We start from the raw sequence: 21,750 nt of genomic DNA on the forward strand, positions 1-21,750 counted from the left end.
AAGAGTACCGGGCGCCCGGCGATCGTGATTGCAGGTAATGGCATGTGTTCAAGTGGTCGAATCGTCAATTACCTGGAGGCCATGCTCGGCGACCCTCGGCATGAAATAATTTTTGTCGGCCACCAGGCCAAGGGGACGCCAGGGGCGGTGATACAGGCCAGTGAAGGCGCGGAAGGCTTCTTGCAGATCGAGCTGAGCGGCAAGACGCATGAGATCAAAGCGAAGGTGCTAACGGTTGGTGGCTACTCGGGCCACGCAGACAGGGAAGGTTTGATAAGTTTTATCGAGGGTATTCCATCGCCTCCCGCAAAAGTTGTTTTAGTGCATGGTGAGCGGCAGGCGAAAACCGCATTGAAGCAGGCGCTTGAGCATCGTCTGGCTGAAGCGAACCGACCAATGGCGGTTTTTATAGGCAAATAAACAGGTCGCGCTCAGAACATTGGCGATCTCTGTTGTCTCAACCGCGCCCTCATCCGTTTCAAGGGCTTTACAGGTGGTTAGGTGCTTGGCTCCTTGGTACGTCGGAAGCCGTATGGACAGGGAGGGGCGCCCAACCTGGCGGGTAAATCTCTGGTATTCTAGCGCCGAAGCTTGCCTCTACAGCCTATGGATGGCTAGGGATTAAACTCGCTAAACGCGTATATTTATGCGCCGCTGCGGCTGCCGCGGTGGTGTTCAGTGATAAAAAACAGATGCAGGTTTCCTGAGGTTGACAACTTCAAGTGGCCGTTAAGGACTCGATTATGGAATTGATCCCGGTAATTCTTTCCGGTGGCGTTGGCAGCCGTTTGTGGCCAGTTTCCCGTGAGGCTCATCCCAAGCCATTCATGGCCCTGCCCGACGGGCAGAATCTTATACAGAAAACCTTCCAGCGCGCCGCGCGCTTGGAGGGTGTGGTCGAAGTACTGACTGTCACCAACCGGGAACTGTTGTTCAAGACCGAAGACGAGTACCGCAGCATCAATACCCAAGGCCATGCCCAGGGTTACATCCTTGAGCCCTTCGGCCGTAATACCGCGGCTGCCGTGGCTGCCGCTGCGCTGCAGTTGCACCAGACCCACGGCCCTCATGTGCACATGCTGGTGCTGGCTGCCGACCACCTTATCCAGAATGAACAGGCATTTGCCGATGCCGTCGGAAAAGCTCTGCACCTGGCCGAGCAAGGCTGGTTGGTTACGTTCGGCATCAAGCCGCAGTATCCCGAAACCGGTTTCGGTTACATCGAGGCCGCTGCCGGCGGAGCGCTGGAAGGTGGCCTCAAAGTCGAGCGTTTCGTAGAGAAACCAGACATGAAAACAGCCGAGGCCTACGTTGCTGCCGGCAACTACTTCTGGAATGCGGGCATGTTCTGCTTCCAGGTCGGCGCCGTCATTGATGAGTTCAGGGCCCATGCCCCCGATGTGCTCGAAGCCGTGGAGCACACCCTGGAGGCTTCCCGCCGCTCCACCTCCACCGGTTACAGCTGCCTGGCGCTTGAGCCTGACAGTTTTGCCAAGGTGCCAGATATCTCCATCGACTATGCCTTGATGGAGCGCTCTCGCAAAGTGGCTACCGTGCCATGCGATATTGGCTGGAGCGACATCGGCTCGTGGAACGCGGTCAGTGAGCTGACTCCGCCGGATGAGTTCGGCAACCGCTTTGAAGGCGAGGTAATGGCCTACGACGCGCGCGATAACTATGTCAATTCCGAGAACCGCCTGGCTGCACTGGTGGGCGTGCAAAACCTGCTGGTAGTGGATACACCCGACGCCTTGCTCATCGCCCACAAGGATCACGCCCAGGACGTGAAGCATATCGTCAAGCGCCTGAAAAACGACGGCCATGGGGCACACCTGTTGCATCAGACCGTGCATCGCCCTTGGGGTACCTATACCACACTGGAAAATGGCGAGCGCTTCAAGATCAAGCGTATCGTGGTCAAGCCCAAGGCTTCCTTGTCGTTGCAAATGCACCATCATCGCAGCGAACACTGGATTGTGGTCAGCGGCATGGCGGTGGTGGTGAATGACGACCAGGAATTGATGCTCAACACTAACGAGTCCACCTTCATTCGCGCAGGCCACAGGCATCGTCTGGAAAACCCCGGCGTCATCGACCTGGTGCTGATCGAAGTGCAGAGTGGTGATTACCTCGGCGAGGATGACATTGTTCGCTTCGAGGACAAGTACGGGCGTTGCAACGCCTGACACCGGTTATGCTGTCGGCCCCCTGCCAGTCGGGCGCGGGGCTGGTTTTCATGCGGCAATTCTTCGCCGGTCATCCCCTTCCAGTCGGAACCTGTTTTGCGCTTGCGCACCGAGAGAGATGCATGTACGCACCTATCCAGACCCGCTGCTTCAAAGCCTATGACATCCGCGGCCAAGTGCCCGCTGACCTCAACGATGACATCGCCTACCGTATAGGCCGCGCCCTGGTGGCCCAGTTGGGCGGGCGCAGTTATATCGTTGGCCGGGACATGCGCCTGGAAAGCCCTGGCCTGTCCCGTGCCCTGATAAAAGGGCTGACCGAAGGCGGCGCCGATGTAATCGACATCGGCTTGTGCGGTACCGAAGAAGTGTATTTCGCTACCAGCCACTACCAGGCCGATGGCGGCATCATGGTCACCGCTAGCCATAATCCCAAGGGCTACAACGGCATGAAGCTGGTCCGCGAGCAGTCTCGCCCCATCAGTGGCGACACCGGCCTCACCGATATCCGCCACCGCGTCGAAGCCGGCGACCTTGGCCCGCAGGCCGCCCACCCTGGCAGCGTGCGCGAAGCGTTTGATAAAACCGCCTACATCGACCACTTGCTGACCTATATTGACCTCGCCGCGCTCAAGCCGTTGAAAGTGCTGGCCGACCCGGGCAACGGCGCGGTCGGCCCCGTGCTGGAACTGCTGAAGGCGCGCCTGCCGCTGGCGATAACCATCATTAACGGCCAGCCGGACGGGCACTTCCCCAACGGCATCCCCAACCCGCTGCTACCAGAGAATCGGGACCTTACCCGCCAGGCCGTCCTGGACACTGGGGCAGACATGGGCATCGCGTTTGACGGTGATTTCGACCGCTGCTTTTTCTTCGATAGCCAAGGTCGTTTCATCGAGGGCTACTACGTGGTCGGCCTGCTGGCCGAAATGCTGCTGGCCAAGCACCCAGGCAGCAAGATCATTCATGACCCTCGCCTTACCTGGAACACCATCGAGCAAGTCAGCGCTGCCGGTGGCCAGGCCATCCAGAGCAAAACCGGTCACGCTTTCATCAAGGAACGCATGCGCGCCGAAGACGCCGTATACGGGGGCGAAATGAGCGCGCACCATTACTTCCGCGACTTTGCCTACTGCGATAGCGGGAACATCCCGTGGCTGCTGGTAGCCGCGCTGATGAGCGTGACTGGAAAGAGCCTGGCACAACTGGTGGATGAGCGTATTGCGGCATTCCCGTGTAGCGGCGAGATCAACTATGAAGTGGCCGATGTAGCAGGCACTATCGATAAGATCCTGGCCTTCTACCTGCCCCAGGCGCCGAGTGTGGACCGTACCGATGGCATCAGTGTCGAATTTGCCGACTGGCGTTTCAGCCTGCGCGGCTCCAATACAGAGCCGTTGCTGCGGTTGAATGTTGAAAGCCGCGGTGATCAAGCGCTGGTAGCGCAACGCGTGACTGAAATCGCCGGCCTGATCCAGGGATAACTATGTTTGGCATGCTTCGGGGCATCTGGGATTACAGAGGCTTCATCTTTACTTCCATCAAAAACGAATTCATCTCCAGGTTCGCGCGCAGCAAGCTCGGTGGCCTGTGGATGATCATTCACCCTCTGGCGCAAGTAGCCATCTATGCGTTGATTTTGTCGAATGTACTCGGCGCGCGGCTGCCGGGTATCGACAACAAGTATGCTTATGCGCTCTACCTGATTGCCGGCATCCTGGCGTGGAACCTTTTCGCCGAGATCGTCGGGCGTTGCCTTACGGTGTTCATCGACCAAGGTAACCTGATGAAGAAGATGCGCTTTCCACGCATCGCCCTTCCAGTGATTGTGGTGGGCTCGTGCCTGCTCAATAACTTGCTGTTGTTTGTGGCAGTGATGATCATTTTTGCAGTGCTGGGGCATGCACCCAACCTGCAGATGCTCTGGTTATTGCCGCTGACGCTGGTTGTGGTGGCATTTGCCGTGGGGCTCGGGTTGGTATTGGGGGTGATGAATGTATTCCTGCGCGACATCGGCCAGGTCGTACCGATCATCCTGCAGGTGTGGTTCTGGTTCACCCCGATTGTGTATTCGGTGAATATCGTGCCCGACTACCTGAAGGGCACGCTGGACATCAACCCCATGTATGCCATCGTCACTTCCTACCACAATGTAATGGTGTACAAACTCGCGCCGAATATCGCCGGGTTGGGTGTCACCATTGGCATCGCCCTGGGCCTGATGGTGTTGGGGCTGTTCCTGTTCCGTCGAGCCTCGGCTGAAATGGTGGACTCCCTATGACACTCATGTCCGTCAACAACGTGGGCAAGGCCTACCGCAGTTATCGCTCGGAATGGCAACGTATCGCACGCTGGTTCTATATGCCGGTCAAGGCCAGCAGCGAGCACTGGGTGCTCAAGCACGTCAGCTTCAACATTGAGGCCGGCGAAGCCATTGGCCTGGTAGGGCAGAACGGTGCTGGCAAATCGACCTTGCTGAAGATGATTACCGGTACGCTGCAGCCTACCGAAGGGCGCGTGCAGGTACACGGGCGTATCGCCGCTATTCTTGAGCTGGGTATGGGTTTCAATGCCGAGCTTACCGGCCGCCAGAATGCCTACCACGCCGCTGGCCTGATGGGGTTCAGCACGGAGCAGATCGACGGTGTCATAGCCGACATTGAAGCGTTCGCCGAAATTGGCGAGTACTTTGACCAGGCCGTGCGTACCTATTCAAGCGGCATGCAGATGCGCGTGGCGTTCGCGGTGGCGACCGCGTTTCGGCCGGAAATCCTCATCATTGATGAGGCGTTGTCAGTAGGAGACAGCTATTTCCAGCACAAAAGCTTTAGCCGTATCAAGGAATTTCAAAAGGCCGGTACCACACTGTTGATCGTGTCCCACGACCGTGGCGCGATCCAGGCCTTGTGCAACCGCGCGATTCTGCTGGACGGCGGTACCGTGATCAAGGACGGGCCGCCCGAAGAAGTAATGGATTACTACAACGCCATCATCGCACAGAAAGAAAACGCCACGGTCGAGGTCCAGACCTTGCAGGATGGTAGCGTGCAAACGCGTTCAGGTAGCGGGAAGGCCAGTATTGCCAAGGTGGCACTGCTTAACGCCGAGGGCGCGCCGGTTGAGTACATTACGGTCGGAGAGGCCGTTTGCTTGAGTATCGGCGTCCAGGTGCATGCACGCTTGCCGGAATTGGTGGTGGGTTATGTGATCAAGGACCGCCTTGGCCAGGACGTCTTTGGTACCAACACTCACCACCTGCAGTGCGTGCGCACCGACCTTGCGGCGGGTACAAGGTTGACCTACGCCTTCCGCTTCCCGGCAAACCTGGGGGTGGGATCTTATTCGGTGGCTGTTGCCTTGCACGCCACCGACAGCCATATCGCTGATAACTATGAGTGGCGTGACCTCGCGTTGGTGTTCAATGTGGTGAACATGTCCGAACAGAACTTCGTAGGCCTTGCGTGGATACCGCCTACAGTGGAGTGCAATTGATGAATGCAGGTTTTTACAGGGCTTTCGAGGACCGTTACCGTGGTTCGCGCGAGACGATCACACAGCGGCTCCAGGCCTATCTGCCGTTCCTCGAACCGCTCAAGGCGTTGTACGCTGACTGCCCTGTACTTGATCTAGGTTGTGGCCGTGGAGAGTGGCTGGAGCTGATGGTGCGCGAGGGCTTTTCACCACTGGGTGTAGACCTGGACGACGGCATGCTGGAAGCCTGCGAAGCGCTCAAGCTGCCGGCGAACAAGGATGATGTGCTGAGCGCGCTGCGCAAGCTGCCCGATAACAGCCAGGTGGCGGTAAGCGGGTTTCATATCGCCGAGCACCTGCCGTTTGCCGTTTTGCAGGAACTGGTTGCCGAATCTTTGCGGGTACTGCGCCCTGCCGGGCTGCTGATTCTGGAAACCCCCAACGCTGAAAACGTGACGGTTGGCACCAACAATTTCTACCTTGACCCAACCCACGAACAACCTTTGCCCAGCCTGCTGATGTCGTTTCTGGCGGATTACAGCGGGTTTGCCCGGGCCAAGATTGTGCGGTTGCAGGAACCGCCTGAAGTCCATGACGAGCAAGCGCCCCTTGGCGTGTTGAACGTGTTGTTCAGCGTCAGCCCGGACTACGCCGTGGTAGCGCAGAAAGCCGCTAGCCCAAGCCAGTTGCAGCCCTTTGACGACATGTTCGAGGCGGCTTATGGCATCTCACTCGACCAACTGGCGCACCGCTACGATCGCGCGATCGACCGCCGGTTCGCTGAACTGCACAACACGGTGGAAACGGTGCGAGCGACATTCTTCGAACCCGCTGAATTCCAGCGAATCATGGCCGAGGTCCAGGCCCAGCAAACCCATCAGTTGCTGGTGATCCAGGATCGCTACCAGACAGCTCTCAATGACCTGCAGCAGCAGTTTGGCGCAGTGCAGCAAGAGCGCAACGTGGCGCTGGAAAATTGCCATCATCACTTCCAGCGCGCCCAGGCCGTTGAGCAACAATTGCAGGCAATGCTTGCCAGCACCTCGTGGCGGGTTAGCGCGCCGCTGCGCATGATAGGCCGGGTGCTGTACTGGCCTTCCCGGCACGGCAAGGCTGCGTTGCGTCGCGTGGCACCGCATGCGCGGCTTTGGGTAGAGCGCCGCCCGGCGGTAAAACGCCTGGCGCTGGCGGCTTTGCACCGTAGCCCTTGGCTGACGCAGCAGATTCGCCGGGTGCTGGCATCCGAACCTGTGGCAATGGCCAGTGACCCACAACACGGCGTGATCGACCACGCACCCTTGACACCGCGTGGGCGCTCGATTGAAAGCGCCCTCAGCGAAGCCATGATTAAGAGCAAGCACTGAATGCGTATCGTAATTGACTTGCAGGGCGCGCAAACCGAGAGCCGTTTCCGTGGTATCGGGCGCTACAGCCTTTCCCTGGCGCAGGGCATCGTGCGCAACAGTAACGGCCATGAGGTATACCTGCTGCTCAACGGCATGCTGTCAGACAGCATCGACAGCATCCGCACAGCGTTCATCGGCCTGCTGCCGCAAAGCCACATTCGCGTGTGGTACGCCGAAGGCCCAGTGTCTGCACGCGATCCGGCCAACCGCGCCCGGCGCGAGGTGGCCGAGCGTATCCGCCAGGCCTGCATCGATGACTTGCAACCCGATGTGGTACATGTCTGTAGCCCGGTGGAAGGCTATATCGACGATGCCGTGATCGGCAGCCCGCAACTGGATCAGCGGGCGCTGGTCAGTGCAACCCTGTATGACCTGATTCCGCTGGTCAGCCCCCGGCAGTACCTGGACCCCAACCCGGGCTACAAGGCGCACTACCTGGACAAGGTCGAGGCGTTCAAACAGTACGGCCTGTTGCTGTCGATTTCCCAGTTCGCCCGCCAAGAGGCACTGTCCCTGCTGCCTTTGGAGGCCGCCAAGGTTGTGAATGTGTCGACAGCGGCCGACGAGATATTCCGGCCCATCGAACTGGACGCAGCGCAGCGTCAGGCCCTGGCCGTGCGCTTCGGCTTGCGCACCCCCTTCGTGCTCTACTCCGGGGGAGCCGATGAACGCAAGAACCTGGTAAGGCTGATCGAGGCATTCGCCAAGGTTCGCCAGGAAGCTGGCAATGTGCAGCTGGTTTTTGCAGGCAAGATGCCGCAGTTTCATATCGACCAGTACCGCGCCGCTGCGCGCAGCCAAGGCCTGGGGGACACCGACTTGGTCTTCACCGGCTACATTACCGATGAGGAACTGGTTGCACTGTATAACGCATGCCAGCTCTACGTGTTCCCTTCATGGCACGAGGGCTTCGGCTTGCCACCGCTGGAAGCGATGAAGTGCGGCGCCCCGGTTATCGGTGCCAATACTTCCAGCGTGCCCGAGGTCATCGGGCTGGAGGAAGCGACTTTCGACCCGCTCAATACCCAGTCTTTGGTGGCAAAGCTGCGTCAGGCACTGGGCGATGAAGCTTTCCGCGAGCGCTTGGCAGCCCATGGTTTGCAGCGCGCTGAAGCTTTCTCGTGGGACCTTACCGGCAAGGCTGCCGTGGAGGCCTTTGAGCAAGCACTGGCCCAGGCCGATAAACCGGTCGCGGTCGAACAGGCCACCGACGCTCTGCAGGCGCTGATCGACGGCCTTGCTGGCCGAGCCCTGTTGCAGCCCGGTGCAGTGGATATCAAGCGGCTGGCAAAAGCCATTGACTACTCGCTACAGGGCCCGGCTGGCAAGCCACAACTGTTCGTGGATATCTCCGAGCTGAGCAAGCACGACGGCAAGAGTGGCATCCAACGGGTAGTGCGCAGCATCCTGCTGGAATGGTTGACCAACCCGCCTGCGGCGTATGACGTGCGGCCTGTATATACCGTCGCCGGCGAAGCTTTTTACCGCCATGCCTCGCGCTTTACCGCCAAGTTCCTTGGCCAGGCGTTCGAGCACGTCGAAGATGAAGCCATCAGCTACCGCGCTGGCGATGTATACCTGTGCCTTGACCTGCTGATGGACGTGTTGCCGCATAAGCGCAGCTACCTCGATACCTTGCGTAGCCATGGGGTGAACATTTTCTTCGTGGTGTACGACCTGCTGATCCTGCAGTTGCCGCACTGCTTCGTCGACAGCCTGCAAGCCCACTACCGCACGTGGATCCATGCCGTTGCCGAATACGATGGTGCGCTGTGCATCTCCCGGGCTGTGGCGGACGAGTTGCGCGACTGGCTGGCCGAAAACAACCTGGCAGGCGAACGCCCGTTCCGAATTGGCGCGTTCCATCTGGGGGCGGACATCGACCAGTCCATGCCCTCCACAGGTCTTCCGCAAGACCCTGCCAAGCGCCTTGAAGCTTTGGCCGACAACACCAACTTCCTTATGGTCGGTACCCTTGAACCACGCAAGGGCCATGCTCAGGCACTGGAAGCGTTCGAGCACCTCTGGGCGGCCGGCGTACAGGCCAACCTGATAATTGTCGGCAAGCACGGCTGGCTGGTCGACGACCTGGCAGCCAAACTGCGCAACCACCCGGAGGCCGGCAAACGGCTGCTCTGGCTGGAAGGGGCTAGCGACGAATACCTCGAATATCTGTATAACAACTGCGATTGTCTGGTAGCGGCCTCGTACGGTGAGGGTTTTGGCCTGCCGTTGATTGAAGCTGCGCAATACCAACTGCCCATTATTGCCCGCGACCTCCCTGTGTTCCGCGAAGTGGCGGGTGAGCATGCGTGGTTCTTCTCGGGTGCCGATGCCCAGGCAGTTGCCGACAGTATTGGCGAATGGTTGTTGCTGCATGCCGAAGGGCGGCACCCGCAGTCCAGCCAGATGCCTTGGCTTACCTGGAAGGCCAGCGCACAGCAACTCATTGGCGAGATCGACAAGTACAAGTTTTGATAAGCCAGTCACGACACAGCAGAAAATTTGGGATATAGGGAAATGCGTTTGAAGTTAGACTCAACGGGGAGAGCCGGCTTTGCGGTCGCGCTGGCTATTGGGGTGTTTTTTGTCCTGCGCTACTTTCCCGCGGGCTTCATCACTGGGACATCCTCGTATTGGTTAACCGAGGTCGATGATGTCACTCAGTACTTCGCTGGGTTCAACGCCTTCTTTAATGCGCCATTCAGCTACCCGCTACTGGCTTTCGACAGCATCAACTATCCGCAAGGCACGCGCGCCACTTTTGTTGACGCGATCCCGTTGTACGCGTTGCTGCTAAAGGTTTTCGTACCTTCTAGCTTCGCGCCGTTCAACCCGTTCGGTGTGTGGGTCGCGCTTTCCTTCATCGCCCAGGCTGTATGCGGCTGGTGGATCCTGCGTGAATTGCGGGTGCATTCCTGGTTGGCGCTGTTTGCCTTGGTGGTGTGCCTGTTGACGTTCCCGGCGCTAACTACCCGCCTGGGGCATATCTCGCTGATGTCGCACTGGATTATCCTTTGCGCACTGGCGTTGTATGTCCGCAGCCGTCGCACGGTCACGCCAGAGCGGCTGGGCTGGACGTTGCTGTTGGTATCGTCGTTCTACGTCAACATCTATCTCTGTGTAATGGCCAGCGCCATCTACGTTGCCGGGCTGTTTCACCAGCCGTCGTGGCGCGCACCGCGTGAATTGGCCCGAGCTGCCATTCCCTTCGTGATAATCGGTGCCAGCCTGTTTCTTACCATCTTCCCCATGGAGCGGGTAGAAGTAGCACCAGAGTCCGGTTTCGGTACTTATTCAATGAACTTGCTATCACCGTTTCATGGTGGCAAGTACATCAAGTTCCCCGACCCTGAAATGCCTGGCCAGTATGAAGGCTTCAACTATCTTGGCCTGGGTGTGCTGCTGGCCTTTGCGCTTGCCTGGGTGCTGAACCGTAGTGCGTCCGAGAGCAGCTTTGCCAAACACCGGGCACTGACATGGCTGATGTTCCTCTTCACCGCCTACGCGCTTTCAGACACCATCTACCTTGGCGTGCATGAAATTGTCTCGCTTCACTATCCTTCGTTCATGGACCGTATCACATCTCAGTTCCGTGCCTCGGGCAGGTTCTTCTGGCCGGTGGGTTATTGCGTGGTGATATTTGCCATTGCGAGCCTCTATAAACGCTTGGGTGCCAAAGTATTTGCCGTCAGCATGGTGGTATTGATCGGCCTGCAATTGGCAGACCTGTCCAACTTGCGCCACCGTCTGGTCGATACCGCCAAACGTCCTGCTGCGGCCGTGCTGACCCAGCCGACCTGGGACCAACAACTCACTACCGACACCCAGTACTTGTACTTTTTCCCCAAGTTCCGTTGCGGTCGTGCCGACCAGATTTTGAACACGCTGATGCCAACCATGCGCTTTGCCTCCGTGCATAACCTGAAGATCAACACCGGTTATGTATCACGAGCGGCTTCTAACTGCGCAGTGGAAAGCACCCAGGCCGAAATTGCAGGCTCGCAAATGGCCAATTCGATGTATGTGTTCAACCGCGGCGATTTCCCTGCAGTAGCACAGGTGAAAGCGTTGTTCCCGGCAGACCGCCAACCTGCGTGCATAGAAATCGATTTCGCCCATGTGTGCAGCTTCCAGCCAACAGGGAGTAAAGTTCAATGACCCCTTTGCCAAAGCGAAAAGTTTCCCTGGTCTCGCCGTTTTATAACGAAGAAAAGGGTGTACAAGCTTTTTTCGCCAGGATCAACGAAGTATTCGCACCGCTCGCCGACCGCTACGAGCTCGAAGTTATTGGTATCAACGATGGTAGCCGTGACCGCACGTACGATGAGCTGGTCAAAGCCAAAGCAGCAAACCATTACCTTACCGTTGTCGACCTGTCGCGCAACTTCGGCAAGGAGGCGGCCATATCTGCGGGCCTTGATTTTGCCACTGGTGACGCGGTAATCCCCATTGATTCTGACCTGCAGCACCCGCCAGAGGTCATCCTCGAGCTTATTCAGAAGTGGGAGGAGGGTGCAGAAGTGGTGCTGGCCAAGCGGGTCGACCGTGACACTGACCACGCTGTGCAAAAGCTGACGGCCAACTGGTTCTACCGTGTGCACAACCGGATTTCCGACATTGATATTCCTGCCGATGTCGGCGATTTTCGACTGATGGACCGCAAGGTCGTTGAAGCCTTGAAAACCCTTCCTGAAACAAGACGCTTCATGAAAGGTTTATTTGCCTGGGTGGGCTTCCGGACCACTACCGTGGAGTACAAAGTAGCCCCGCGTGAGCACGGTACCTCAAGCTTCAATACCTGGAAACTGTGGAACTTTGCAATCGAGGGCATCACCAGCTTCAGCAGTGCGCCGTTGCGCATCTGGACCTATCTCGGTTGTGCAGTGTCGGCGTTGTCATTCTTGTACGCCGCTTACTTGCTGATCAAAACCATTTTCTTTGGTGCTGACACGCCGGGTTATGCATCGATCATGATCACCATATTGTTTGCCAGTGGTGTACAGCTAATTGGCATTGGTGTTTTGGGAGAATACGTAGGGCGGATTTTTGCCGAGTCGAAAAAACGGCCGGTTTACATAGTGCGTGATGTTATCAAGTGATCAATCTAGTCCCCCAACGTTACCACGAGTTCATCCGCTTCGGCCTGGTGGGCGTGACCAACACTCTAGTGCATGCGGGAATCGTGGTCACGTTGATGGAACTGTTGGCACCGCCGGCCTATGTTGCCAATGGCGTGGCGTTCATGTTTGCCAACGTGATGTCGTATATCCTCAATAGCCGTTTCACCTTCAAAACGCCCGCCAGTTTTCTTGGCTATCGGCGCTTTTTGCTGGTTTCTTTGGTGTCGTTGGCCCTTACCCTGGCGATCACCTCGCTGGTGGAGTTCCTGGGGTGGCATTACGCCTTTGGTTTGCTGATGGTGATTTTTGTGGTGCCGGTGCTCAACTACATAGTCATGAAACTTTGGGCATTTTCCCCCACGCGCTAGCATAACGGTGCGGGGCCTTTACGGCCCCGCGCTCTGTGCGGTGGTTAGCTTGCAGCCCAGGTTTTCAGCCAGCTAAGCGGCACAGTCATGCGTCAGCTGGTGGAGTTATGCACTGCCTCCAGCGCCAACTGGTGCTGGCTCTGTTCATGTTGTACGGGCTTTAGTTCAGCTGACGGCAGCGCAGGGGTCCAAAGCGGGTGTTGAGCCAAACCATCGTGCCATCCAGTTCTGCTTTCACGTTCTTGAGTTATAAGATACCGTGAGTGCTATGGGTCTCTCGCCCGATGCTAGTCGTTACAGCGATGCTGAGCTCAAGCGCCCCCATTCGATAAGCCTCGATCAGGATATGCCTTCAGAAAAAAGGCTGCGTTTTCGCAGCCTTTCTCAGCGCTAGTCGCTATTCAAACAACTCAGCGTCAGCCAGTGCCACCCCGAGTTGGTCTTTGCCAGACAAGCTTGGGATAAAGTCTATGGGCCACTCGATCCCGACTGCCGGGTCATCCCATGCAATGCAGCGCTCGCACTGCGGCGAGTAGAAGTCGGTGGTCTTGTAGAGGAACTCTGCGGTTTCACTCAAGGTGACGAAGCCGTGGGCAAACCCTGGCGGGATCCACAGCTGGTTCTTATTCTCGGCTGACAACACCGCACCCACCCATTTACCGAAGGTAGGGGACGAGCGGCGGATATCTACCGCAACGTCGAAAACCTCACCCTGCACCACACGCACCAGCTTGCCCTGAGCGTGAGGTGCCAGCTGATAATGCAGGCCACGCAGCACGCCTTTAGCCGAGCGGGAGTGGTTGTCTTGAACGAAATCAGGCCGCAGGCCGGTTACTTCGGCGAAGACGCGGGCGTTGAAGCTCTCGTAGAAAAAACCTCGTTCATCGCCGAATACCTTCGGGGTGAACAGAACGACTTCCGGGATACTCATCGGAATGGCTTGCATCAGAATACCTTCTCTTTCAACAAGTTTTGCAGATACTTGCCATAACCGTTTTTCAGCATGGGTTGAGCCAGCCGCTCGAGTTGCTCGGCGTCGATCCAGCCAGCGCGGTAGCAAATTTCTTCAGGGCAGGCCACTTTCAAGCCCTGACGGCGCTCCATCGTGGCGATGTATTGGCTTGCTTCGAGCAGGCTATCGTGCGTACCGGTGTCGAGCCATGCGTAGCCGCGGCCCATGATTTCTACCTGCAACTGCTGCTGTTGCAGGTAGAGATTGTTAAGGTCGGTGATTTCCAGCTCGCCGCGCGCTGAGGGCTTGAGGTCGCGAGCCAGGTCGACGACTTGGTTGTCATAGAAATACAGACCAGTGACGGCATAGCTCGACTTTGGAACAGCCGGCTTTTCTTCCAGAGACAACACACGGCCGCTGTCGTCGAACTCAGCCACGCCGTAGCGCTCTGGGTCGTGCACGTGATAGGCGAATACCGACGCACCGGAATCCCGCTTGTCGGCATTCAGCAGCAGCGCCTGGAAATCATGGCCGTAGAAGATGTTATCGCCCAGCACCAGTGCTGAGGGATCGTTACCGATGAAGTCAGCGCCGATCGTGAAGGCCTGCGCCAGGCCATCCGGACTCGGCTGCACTGCATAAGTGAGGTTGATGCCCCACTGGCTGCCGTCGCCAAGAAGCTGCTCGAACCGAGGCGTATCTTGTGGAGTAGAGATGATCAGAATGTCGCGAATACCTGCCAGCAGCAAAGTGCCCAGCGGGTAGTAGATCATCGGTTTGTCATAAACAGGCAAAAGCTGCTTCGAAACAGAAAGCGTTGCGGGGTGCAGACGCGTTCCGGAACCACCAGCCAGAATGATCCCTTTACGATTGGTTGCGTTCATTTGTTAAGAGCTTCCATGAGCATACGGGTGACACCACTTTGCCAGTCAGGCAAGTGCAGCGTGAAAGAGTTGCGAAGCTTGGCGGTATCCAAGCGTGAATTCAACGGGCGACTTGCCGGAGTAGGGTACTCGGTAGTAGCAATCGGATTCACGGCTTCGACCACGAGATCCTCGCCATGACTCCGCGCGAAATCAATAACATAGCTGGCATATGCATGCCAGGTCGTTTCGCCCGTTGGCGCCAGGTGGTAGACCCCGCTCAGCTCAGGTTTATGCAACGCTTGTTGCAGAGCAGCTACAGCCACATCCGCGAGTAACTCCGCTCCCGTGGGCACTCCTACCTGGTCAGCGATTACATTGAGTGCGGTACGCTCCTTTGCCAGGCGTAGCATCGTCTTGGCGAAATTGTTGCCCCGCGCGGCATACACCCAGCTGGTACGGAAAATCAGATGCTTGCAGCCCGAGGCCTGTATCAGCTGTTCGCCTTCGAGCTTTGTGGCGCCATAAAAGTTAACCGGCGCAACGCTGTCGGTTTCTTTCCACGGGGTAGTACCCGTGCCGTCGAAAACATAGTCGGTTGAGTAGTGTACCAACCATGCATCCAGGCGCTTGGCTTCCTCCGCCATCACTTGGCTAGCCAAGGAATTCACAAGATGGGCTGTGTCGCGTTCGCTTTCAGCCTTGTCCACTGCCGTGTAGGCGGCTGCGTTCACAATCGCTTGGGGCGAGATAGCGCGAATGGCGGCCCTGAGGCTTTCCAGGTCCGAAAGATCCCCTTTGAGCTCACCGTAGGGTGTGGCGGCCAGGTGTCGATCGAGTGCCACAACTTCACCGAGCACGCTCAGCGCGCGCTGAAGCTCCCAGCCAACCTGGCCGTTTTTTCCTAACAGCAGAATTTTCATGCTTGGCCTGTACGCTTGGCGTAGTTGCTGTCGATCCACTGTTGGTAGCTACCGCTTTTAACGTGCTCAACCCACTCAGGGTTGTCCAGATACCATTGAACGGTCTTGCGAATACCCGACTCGAAGGTTTCTTCCGGCACCCAGCCGAGCTCTCGCTGGATCTTGCTAGCGTCGATTGCGTACCGCAGATCGTGGCCTGGACGATCTTGAACGTAGGTCAGCAGGTCGACATGAGGGCGGTATTTGGAATCAGGACGCAGTTCATCAAGCAGTGAGCAAACTGTGCGTACCACTTCGATGTTTTGCTTCTCGTTATGGCCGCCGATGTTGTAGGTTTCACCCACTTCACCTTCGGTGACCACTTTGTATAGCGCGCGGGCGTGATCTTCAACATAAAGCCAGTCGCGAATTTGATCGCCTTTGCCATAGATCGGCAGTGGTTTGCCTTCCAACGCGTTCAAAATCACAAGCGGGATCAGCTTTTCCGGGAAGTGGAAAGGGCCGTAGTTGTTGGAGCAGTTGGTTACGATGGTTGGTAGACCGTAGGTGCGCGCCCAGGCGCGTACCAAGTGATCGGAGCTGGCCTTACTGGCCGAATATGGCGAGCTTGGCTGGTAGGGTGTAGTTTCGGTGAACAGATCCTCCGGGCCTTCCAGGTCGCCATAAACCTCATCGGTGGAGATATGGTGGAAGCGGAACGCTGCTTTGCGAGACTCATCAAGGGTCAGCCAGTAACCTCTGGCGGCTTCAAGCAGGGTGTAAGTGCCTATGATGTTGGTCTGGATGAACTCGGACGGGCCCGAAATGGAACGGTCTACGTGAGACTCGGCAGCCAAGTGCATTACGGCATCAGGTTGGTGCTCAAGGAATACGCGATCCAAGTCGACACGGTCGCAGATGTCAACGTGTTCGAAAGCGTAGCGCGAATCTTGATCGATCGATTGCAGGGATTCTAGATTGCCTGCGTAGGTCAGTTTGTCCAAGTTAACTACGGAATTGTTGGTATGCGACACTATGTGACGAACCACCGCCGAACCGATGAAGCCGGCGCCACCTGTAACCAGTATTTTCACGGGGTTTCCACCTTTATTTTCTGACAGAGCCCTGGCTCTGTTTAAAGAAGTATTTATGGAGTATATCGCATTGGCGCGTCTTGAAGCGATACCGTTTACATGACATCGTCAAAGGTCTGCAGCCTTGTTCTATAATGCTCATTAAGAAACGTGGAATATTTACTAATCATGCCCAAATAAGTCACGAGTATAGACTTTGTCTTTAACATCCAAAATTTCTTCGACTAATCTATTTGCCACAATCACATCAACGCTGTCTTTGAAAACTTGGAGGTCTGAAATATTTTCGGAATTGAAGAAGGTTTTTTCCTTCAAAGCTGGTTCATATAGTACTACCTCAATGCCCTTCGCTTTGAGGCGCTTCATGATCCCCTGTATTGATGAGGCTCTAAAGTTGTCGGATCCAGCCTTCATGATCAACCGGTAGATGCCAACCTTGCGGGGGTGGAGCTTGAGAATTGCGTCAGCAATATAATCCTTCCGCATCGTATTCGAATCAACAATAGCGCGGATTAAGGTGTTTGGGACCTCGGCGTAGTTTGCCAGCAATTGCTTAGTATCTTTCGGGAGGCAGTAGCCCCCATAGCCGAAAGATGGATTGTGATAATGATTTCCAATTCTTGGGTCAAGACCTACGCCTTCAATTATCTGACGGGTGTCAAGTCCTCTTGACTCTGCGTAAGTATCTAACTCATTAAAATACGCTACGCGCATCGCCAAATAAGTATTGGCAAAAAGCTTTATGGCCTCCGCTTCAGTCGAACCAGTGAGAAGAATGGCGGCATCAGTTTTTCTTGCGCCTTGCAAGAAAAGATCAGCAAGCATTTGCCCGCGGGCAGACTGTTCACCAACTATTATCCTTGAAGGATAAAGGTTGTCGTGTAATGCCTTCCCTTCACGCAAAAATTCTGGAGAAAAGATAATATTGTCTGTTTTAAACTTGGCGCGAATGCGAGTGGTGAAGCCTACCGGGACAGTTGACTTTACAACTATCAAGGGTTGCGGGCTGAGTTCGGCAGCGACGCGAATTACTGCTTCTACAGATTCTGTATTAAAGTTGTTGGTTTTTTCGTCGTAATTAGTTGGAGTAGCAATAACGACAATTTCTGGCGAGTCATAAGCTTTTGCGATATCGGTAGTAGCAATGAGATTTGCTGAAGACCCCTTCAAGGCCAAGCTTATCTCGGGGTCTTCAATGGGCGAGATCCCATTGTTGACCTTGTCTACTTTATCTGAGTCGATATCCAATGCGATAACTTTGTTGTGCTGGGCTAACAGTAAGGCATTTGACAAGCCAACATATCCGATTCCCACTACCGTGATTTTCATTTTAATCGCTCTACTAATTACTGATTGGTTCAATTAATAGTGTCTGGGTAATTCCGGAGGAAGCGAGCAAGAGACGCAAGTCTCCTGCGCCAGGAGCACATACGGAAATCTTGAAACCGCAACCTTTAGGAGCGTCAGGGTAGATCTTCTCAACATCGGGCCTGTCGTGTCGATAGATTTCAACTGGGAGAGCTTGGCCATCTTCGCTTAGGGCTGAAATAATCGGACGCACACTTGATAGCGCATCGAACGCCCACCCTTCGATAACAACACCATCCGATGAAACTTTGGTTTTGTCTACTGCAAATAACAGCTGATCGTGTGGGAGATATTCGTCCAAGAAATCATTAATCTTAATCCCTCTGATTTGATCGCGATGCAATGTTAACAGTTCAGGCGTTTCTCGAATTTTTCGAACTGCGGACCAAAATCGATTAATAATGAACTGCTGGGCTACCATAACTTGGTCGTCAATAATTGACAAGAACTTCGAAAGGCTTCGATTATGTTCAAATATACGCTGCAGATTAATGCCAAAATCCATAGCAGGCGCGGACTGGTTATCTAGGATATAACCTATCCGATTAGCCTTGAAGACTCTCTGATCATTTTTATGTCCGCGACCCCTGAGTAAGGAAGACAGATACTCAACAGGTGTCCGATTAATTTGGTGAAGTACGAAAGCCTTGTCTGGCCTCATGCCATTAATCTTTTGAAAGGCAATTGGTACAAGAGACTTGTTGAGGGTCTCTTGGTCTGTTCCAGGGAACTGAGTGCCATCTGCAAGGATAAATTCACCATCTTTGATGATGTGATTATGAACGGAAAGCTCCGTCATTCTGTTTGTGAGCTTAACCACCGTTTTAACATGACGATTTTTTTGCAGTTTATTAAGGTGGGAGAATGGTGGGCTAAAGATGTGTTTGTATGTATCTGGAGTATCAATTAACCACTGAAAGGATATGGCATCAGCATCCGGAGAGGAGGAGATAAAATCTGCAATGGTGGTAGTGAAATCTTGGGGGGTCCAAAATTCATCCAAATCAAGAAAGAGGATATGACTGAAGTCTGAGGTCTCGAAGGTGCTTTTGTAGATTTCACTATAAGCACCTTGTTGGAATTGTAGATTTTGCGACAAACACCGTTCAAGAAATTCATCAGCCATCTTGAATTTTATAGAGATTTCTGGGTGTTTGGATTGAATATCTTGAAGTAATTCAATTGAATTGTCAGTAGTGTTATTCAGCCAGATTTCGATCTCCTGAAATCCAAATGCCGCGTGGTGGTGTATCCACTGCGGTATGTAGGCCGCTTCATCTTTTGCAATTGCAGCCAGCTTAACTTTGATGGTCATAGAATTGTTTTATCCGATCTTCGCAAAAGCATACGGTTTATTAGTTTTTTTTCCGGTCTGCTCAGTCGTTACCAACCCAGCTGCCGCACAGCTAACGGTAAAAATCCTTTCTAAAGCGTGCGCAAAGGTACCATCAGTTTGACCTAGCTCTTCGTCGAAATCTTCATCGTCGATGGCCAAGTTAAGAATCGGGAGAATCGCTTTAGTCTGGGCGAAGAACATTGTACCTGCAGCAAACTTCATATCGATAATTTCTTCGAATTCATAGCCCAGCCGGGCGGCGAGGGTTGCACAATGCTCTGCATTTCCACCCCAGTGATTCTTGAGGGGTACAAGGTGACCTGACGGGCAGAGTATGCCTATAGATTGATCTCTAATAATATTCTGATGGTTTCTAAACAACTCGCCATTACCAACTAGCTTTTGCAAAAGCTCATTTCGCCACTGGTCGCCATCTTCCCGGTGTTTGGATTTCTTAGTGTGTAACTTAAGGATAAGAGGAAATCCATCTTTGGCTGCCATTCGGCAGAGCTTAATGAAGGGTAGAACATCCCGGCCTAAGTTTTGGACTTCAGTTAAAATGTAATCAAACTTGGAGGCATTGAGCATAGCTCGTGCGGCATCCGTGTTCCCGAAAGGTACGGAGACATAAATTTTCACTTTGAGTTTTGAAGAGTTTTTCTTGATTTCAATCAAAAATTCTTCAAGTACGTCTAAGTAGAATGCATGAATAATGACCGCAAGCGATTTTTCGTCGCTTTTGATCGCTGGCATATTAGCAATAGCCGACTTAAGGATAGAAAGTTTGGTAGCCTCGAGGTGTGCGTAGCCGTATTTTTGATCGGGCTCCAGGTGCGCTCCCTCTGCCCACTCATTCCAGGCATTAATAAAGACCAAACTGTCATTGGGCGCTGACTTGCACTCTGTCATGTATTTAATGGAGTTGTCTAGCCACTTCTGATACTTGACGGGCGAGCTATTTAAAAATATATATCCCTTATTTTTCTTTCTCGCGGTGTTGTCCCATGAGGGGCTTGCGCCGCGGAAGATTGTAAAATCTTCGACTCGATAATTATCACTTTGCGCGACTAGGTTATCATAATTGAACAGGCCGCCCTCGAATGACGGAGGGAGGTTCTCGATAAGGTCCCTTGTAGGGGACAAGCCCGCGCTGTTTGGGGTGAAGTCAACGACTGCATCGAATCCGTACTCGGCAGGGTTACTTTTCTCAAAGGAGTTAGTTGTTGCTAGGAAGATTTCGCCAATCCCCTGCTTGCGACAGTACTCTCGCCATATATTTGCGGTACGCTTGGCATCTGGAAGCTCGGCTGGACGGTAAACTACAACCAGCGGCTTGCCACCGACTTTGATATATCTGGGATCAGTAATGTATTTAGTTATATACTTAATAAAGTCAATATCATCCTCGTCCGAGTGGTCCTGGGCAATCAGTACGTCGGATTCGTTGCCGTCCCAGCGGCGAGACCAATTTTCATTCGCCCAACATAGACAGAATGGCATTTCGTGTGATTTGTCGCTCTGGAAAAGTTCAATCGGCTTTTCGAGCAGACGGTGACCGCCAAACCAATAGAAATAAAAGCAAAATCCATCTATTCCATATTCATGAGCTTGTTTGATCTGTCGAGCAATCACCCCTGGCTCGAGCAGGTTGTAGTAACCGACATCAGGGTGCGGCACATGAGGCTGATAGTGACCATCAAATTGAGGCTTCGCAGGTACTACATTAGTCCACTCAGTAAATCCTTTACCCCACCATTTATCATTTTCGGGGATTGCGTGGAATTGCGGGAGATAAAGGCATATAGTGCGGACAGTCTTTTCAGGGATCAAGGTGTAGCTGCCGCGTCGTGTAGGCGCGAAATCGATATTACCAAGTTCATCAGCTTTCAAGAATTTTTTAAAATTTCGACCCTCTTTCAATCCTTGGAATAGATAATGCTCAAGAGGGTTGACGCCCGCGTCATATACGTCTTTGTTAAGCTCAAAATATGTATTTGTTGAAAATTTAGGACTTGGGTCGCGGCCAATATGCCACCCGATGGACATATAATGTTTAACAGGATCAATTTGGCTTAGGGCCACATCTGGATAGGTATCAATGTACCACGCCTGGTCGAAAAGTTTCGATTCGGCAATTTTTGTGTACACTTGTTCATTGTAAACTGTTTTTGACTTCCCAAATATGCCTAAATGTCCATTTTCCTCAAGAAAGTAATGGCTTTGAGTGATCAATGCAAGCTCATGAATAGTCCTTTTATATTTATCGGCGTTGCACGAGAGCACACCGTTTTCGAGGATATCACCACGCTTTTTAATTTCTAGGCATTTGCCAGCGCTCGCTTCCGAGCTGAGATTTGTACGGTCTGACGTTTGCTCTATCTCTGTGCTGGATACGTCTCCCGTATCACTAACTTTGTTGTCCTGTGAGTCAATACGTAAAATCTGTTGGGTACTATGTTGACTTGCAGTACTTATGCGCGAGCGGGCAAGTTCGAGATTGAAGCGGATACTATCTGCCACACTCGGTTCTTCAGCTAAAGCAGTCTCGTACAGCTCTACAGCAAGTGCGTAATCTTTTGCTCGAAATGCTATATTGGCGAGCTTGAAATGGGAGGGTGAATCGGTCATCTATTAAGTTCCTTGCGATCGTAGGCTGATTGTTGTTCAAACCGCATGCTTAG

17 protein-coding genes are annotated in these 21,750 nt (G+C 54.1%); 10 read left to right on the forward strand and 7 right to left on the reverse strand.

Annotated features, from left to right (window positions below; all coding sequences use genetic code 11):
* The 10 genes from GYA94_RS11205 to GYA94_RS11250 all read left to right on the forward strand — a co-directional run.
* Positions 1–420 (forward strand): MBL fold metallo-hydrolase RNA specificity domain-containing protein (locus tag GYA94_RS11205; protein ID WP_304363540.1); only part of this gene is annotated, 420 nt, incomplete at its 5' end.
* A gap of 323 nt (positions 421–743) precedes the next feature.
* Positions 744–2,186, forward strand: a complete 1,443-nt coding sequence (locus GYA94_RS11210; RefSeq protein WP_110677878.1) for a mannose-1-phosphate guanylyltransferase/mannose-6-phosphate isomerase — start codon at positions 744–746, stop codon at positions 2,184–2,186.
* A gap of 122 nt (positions 2,187–2,308) precedes the next feature.
* Complete coding sequence (locus GYA94_RS11215; RefSeq protein WP_110677879.1) at positions 2,309–3,670, forward strand: phosphohexomutase domain-containing protein; 1,362 nt, start codon at positions 2,309–2,311, stop codon at positions 3,668–3,670.
* Positions 3,671–3,672: 2 nt separating this feature from the next.
* Positions 3,673–4,467, forward strand: coding sequence for an ABC transporter permease (locus tag GYA94_RS11220; RefSeq protein WP_110677881.1), 795 nt, complete (start codon positions 3,673–3,675; stop codon positions 4,465–4,467).
* Complete coding sequence (locus tag GYA94_RS11225; RefSeq protein ID WP_110677883.1) at positions 4,464–5,678, forward strand: ABC transporter ATP-binding protein; 1,215 nt, start codon at positions 4,464–4,466, stop codon at positions 5,676–5,678. Before GYA94_RS11220 ends, GYA94_RS11225 begins: the two co-directional genes overlap by 4 nt.
* Positions 5,678–7,021 carry a class I SAM-dependent methyltransferase gene (locus GYA94_RS11230; RefSeq protein WP_161892319.1) on the forward strand — a complete coding sequence of 448 codons (1,344 nt, stop codon included), beginning with the start codon at positions 5,678–5,680 and terminating at the stop codon, positions 7,019–7,021. The genes GYA94_RS11225 and GYA94_RS11230 overlap by 1 nt, the downstream gene beginning before the upstream one ends.
* Complete coding sequence (locus tag GYA94_RS11235; protein WP_161892320.1) at positions 7,022–9,541, forward strand: glycosyltransferase; 2,520 nt, start codon at positions 7,022–7,024, stop codon at positions 9,539–9,541. It abuts the gene before it with no gap.
* A gap of 42 nt (positions 9,542–9,583) precedes the next feature.
* Positions 9,584–11,224 carry a DUF6311 domain-containing protein gene (locus GYA94_RS11240; RefSeq protein WP_161892321.1) on the forward strand — a complete coding sequence of 547 codons (1,641 nt, stop codon included), beginning with the start codon at positions 9,584–9,586 and terminating at the stop codon, positions 11,222–11,224.
* Complete coding sequence (locus tag GYA94_RS11245) at positions 11,221–12,165, forward strand: glycosyltransferase family 2 protein (protein ID WP_054913320.1); 945 nt, start codon at positions 11,221–11,223, stop codon at positions 12,163–12,165. The genes GYA94_RS11240 and GYA94_RS11245 overlap by 4 nt, the downstream gene beginning before the upstream one ends.
* Positions 12,162–12,554, forward strand: coding sequence for a GtrA family protein (locus GYA94_RS11250; protein WP_054913319.1), 393 nt, complete (start codon positions 12,162–12,164; stop codon positions 12,552–12,554). Before GYA94_RS11245 ends, GYA94_RS11250 begins: the two co-directional genes overlap by 4 nt.
* A 397-nt stretch (positions 12,555–12,951) precedes the next feature.
* Here the strand turns inward: GYA94_RS11250 and rfbC are convergent, their stop codons facing one another.
* The 7 genes from rfbC to GYA94_RS11285 form a co-directional block, all read right to left on the reverse strand.
* Positions 12,952–13,500, reverse strand: a complete 549-nt coding sequence (rfbC, locus tag GYA94_RS11255; RefSeq protein ID WP_161892322.1) for a dTDP-4-dehydrorhamnose 3,5-epimerase — start codon at positions 13,498–13,500, stop codon at positions 12,952–12,954.
* The gene (rfbA, locus tag GYA94_RS11260; RefSeq protein WP_154211210.1) at positions 13,500–14,390 is read right to left on the reverse strand and encodes a glucose-1-phosphate thymidylyltransferase RfbA; all 891 of its coding nucleotides are present in this window, start codon (positions 14,388–14,390) and stop codon (positions 13,500–13,502) included. Before rfbA ends, rfbC begins: the two co-directional genes overlap by 1 nt.
* Positions 14,387–15,292: a dTDP-4-dehydrorhamnose reductase gene (gene rfbD, locus GYA94_RS11265; protein WP_161892323.1), complete on the reverse strand. Its 906-nt coding sequence runs from the start codon at positions 15,290–15,292 to the stop codon at positions 14,387–14,389. Before rfbD ends, rfbA begins: the two co-directional genes overlap by 4 nt.
* The gene (gene rfbB / locus GYA94_RS11270) at positions 15,289–16,365 is read right to left on the reverse strand and encodes a dTDP-glucose 4,6-dehydratase (RefSeq protein ID WP_161892324.1); all 1,077 of its coding nucleotides are present in this window, start codon (positions 16,363–16,365) and stop codon (positions 15,289–15,291) included. The genes rfbD and rfbB overlap by 4 nt, the downstream gene beginning before the upstream one ends.
* A gap of 162 nt (positions 16,366–16,527) precedes the next feature.
* Positions 16,528–17,694, reverse strand: coding sequence for a nucleotide sugar dehydrogenase (locus GYA94_RS11275; RefSeq protein WP_161892325.1), 1,167 nt, complete (start codon positions 17,692–17,694; stop codon positions 16,528–16,530).
* A 13-nt stretch (positions 17,695–17,707) separates the two neighbouring features.
* Positions 17,708–19,048, reverse strand: coding sequence for a glycosyltransferase family 92 protein (locus GYA94_RS11280; RefSeq protein ID WP_161892326.1), 1,341 nt, complete (start codon positions 19,046–19,048; stop codon positions 17,708–17,710).
* A gap of 9 nt (positions 19,049–19,057) precedes the next feature.
* A complete protein-coding gene (locus tag GYA94_RS11285) occupies positions 19,058–21,697 on the reverse strand; it encodes a glycoside hydrolase family 99-like domain-containing protein (RefSeq protein WP_161892327.1) in 2,640 nt (879 codons plus the stop codon).
* Positions 21,698–21,750: the final 53 nt, after the last annotated feature.

This window comes from Pseudomonas juntendi (assembly GCF_009932375.1).
Taxonomy (GTDB): Bacteria; Pseudomonadota; Gammaproteobacteria; order Pseudomonadales; family Pseudomonadaceae; genus Aquipseudomonas; species Aquipseudomonas juntendi.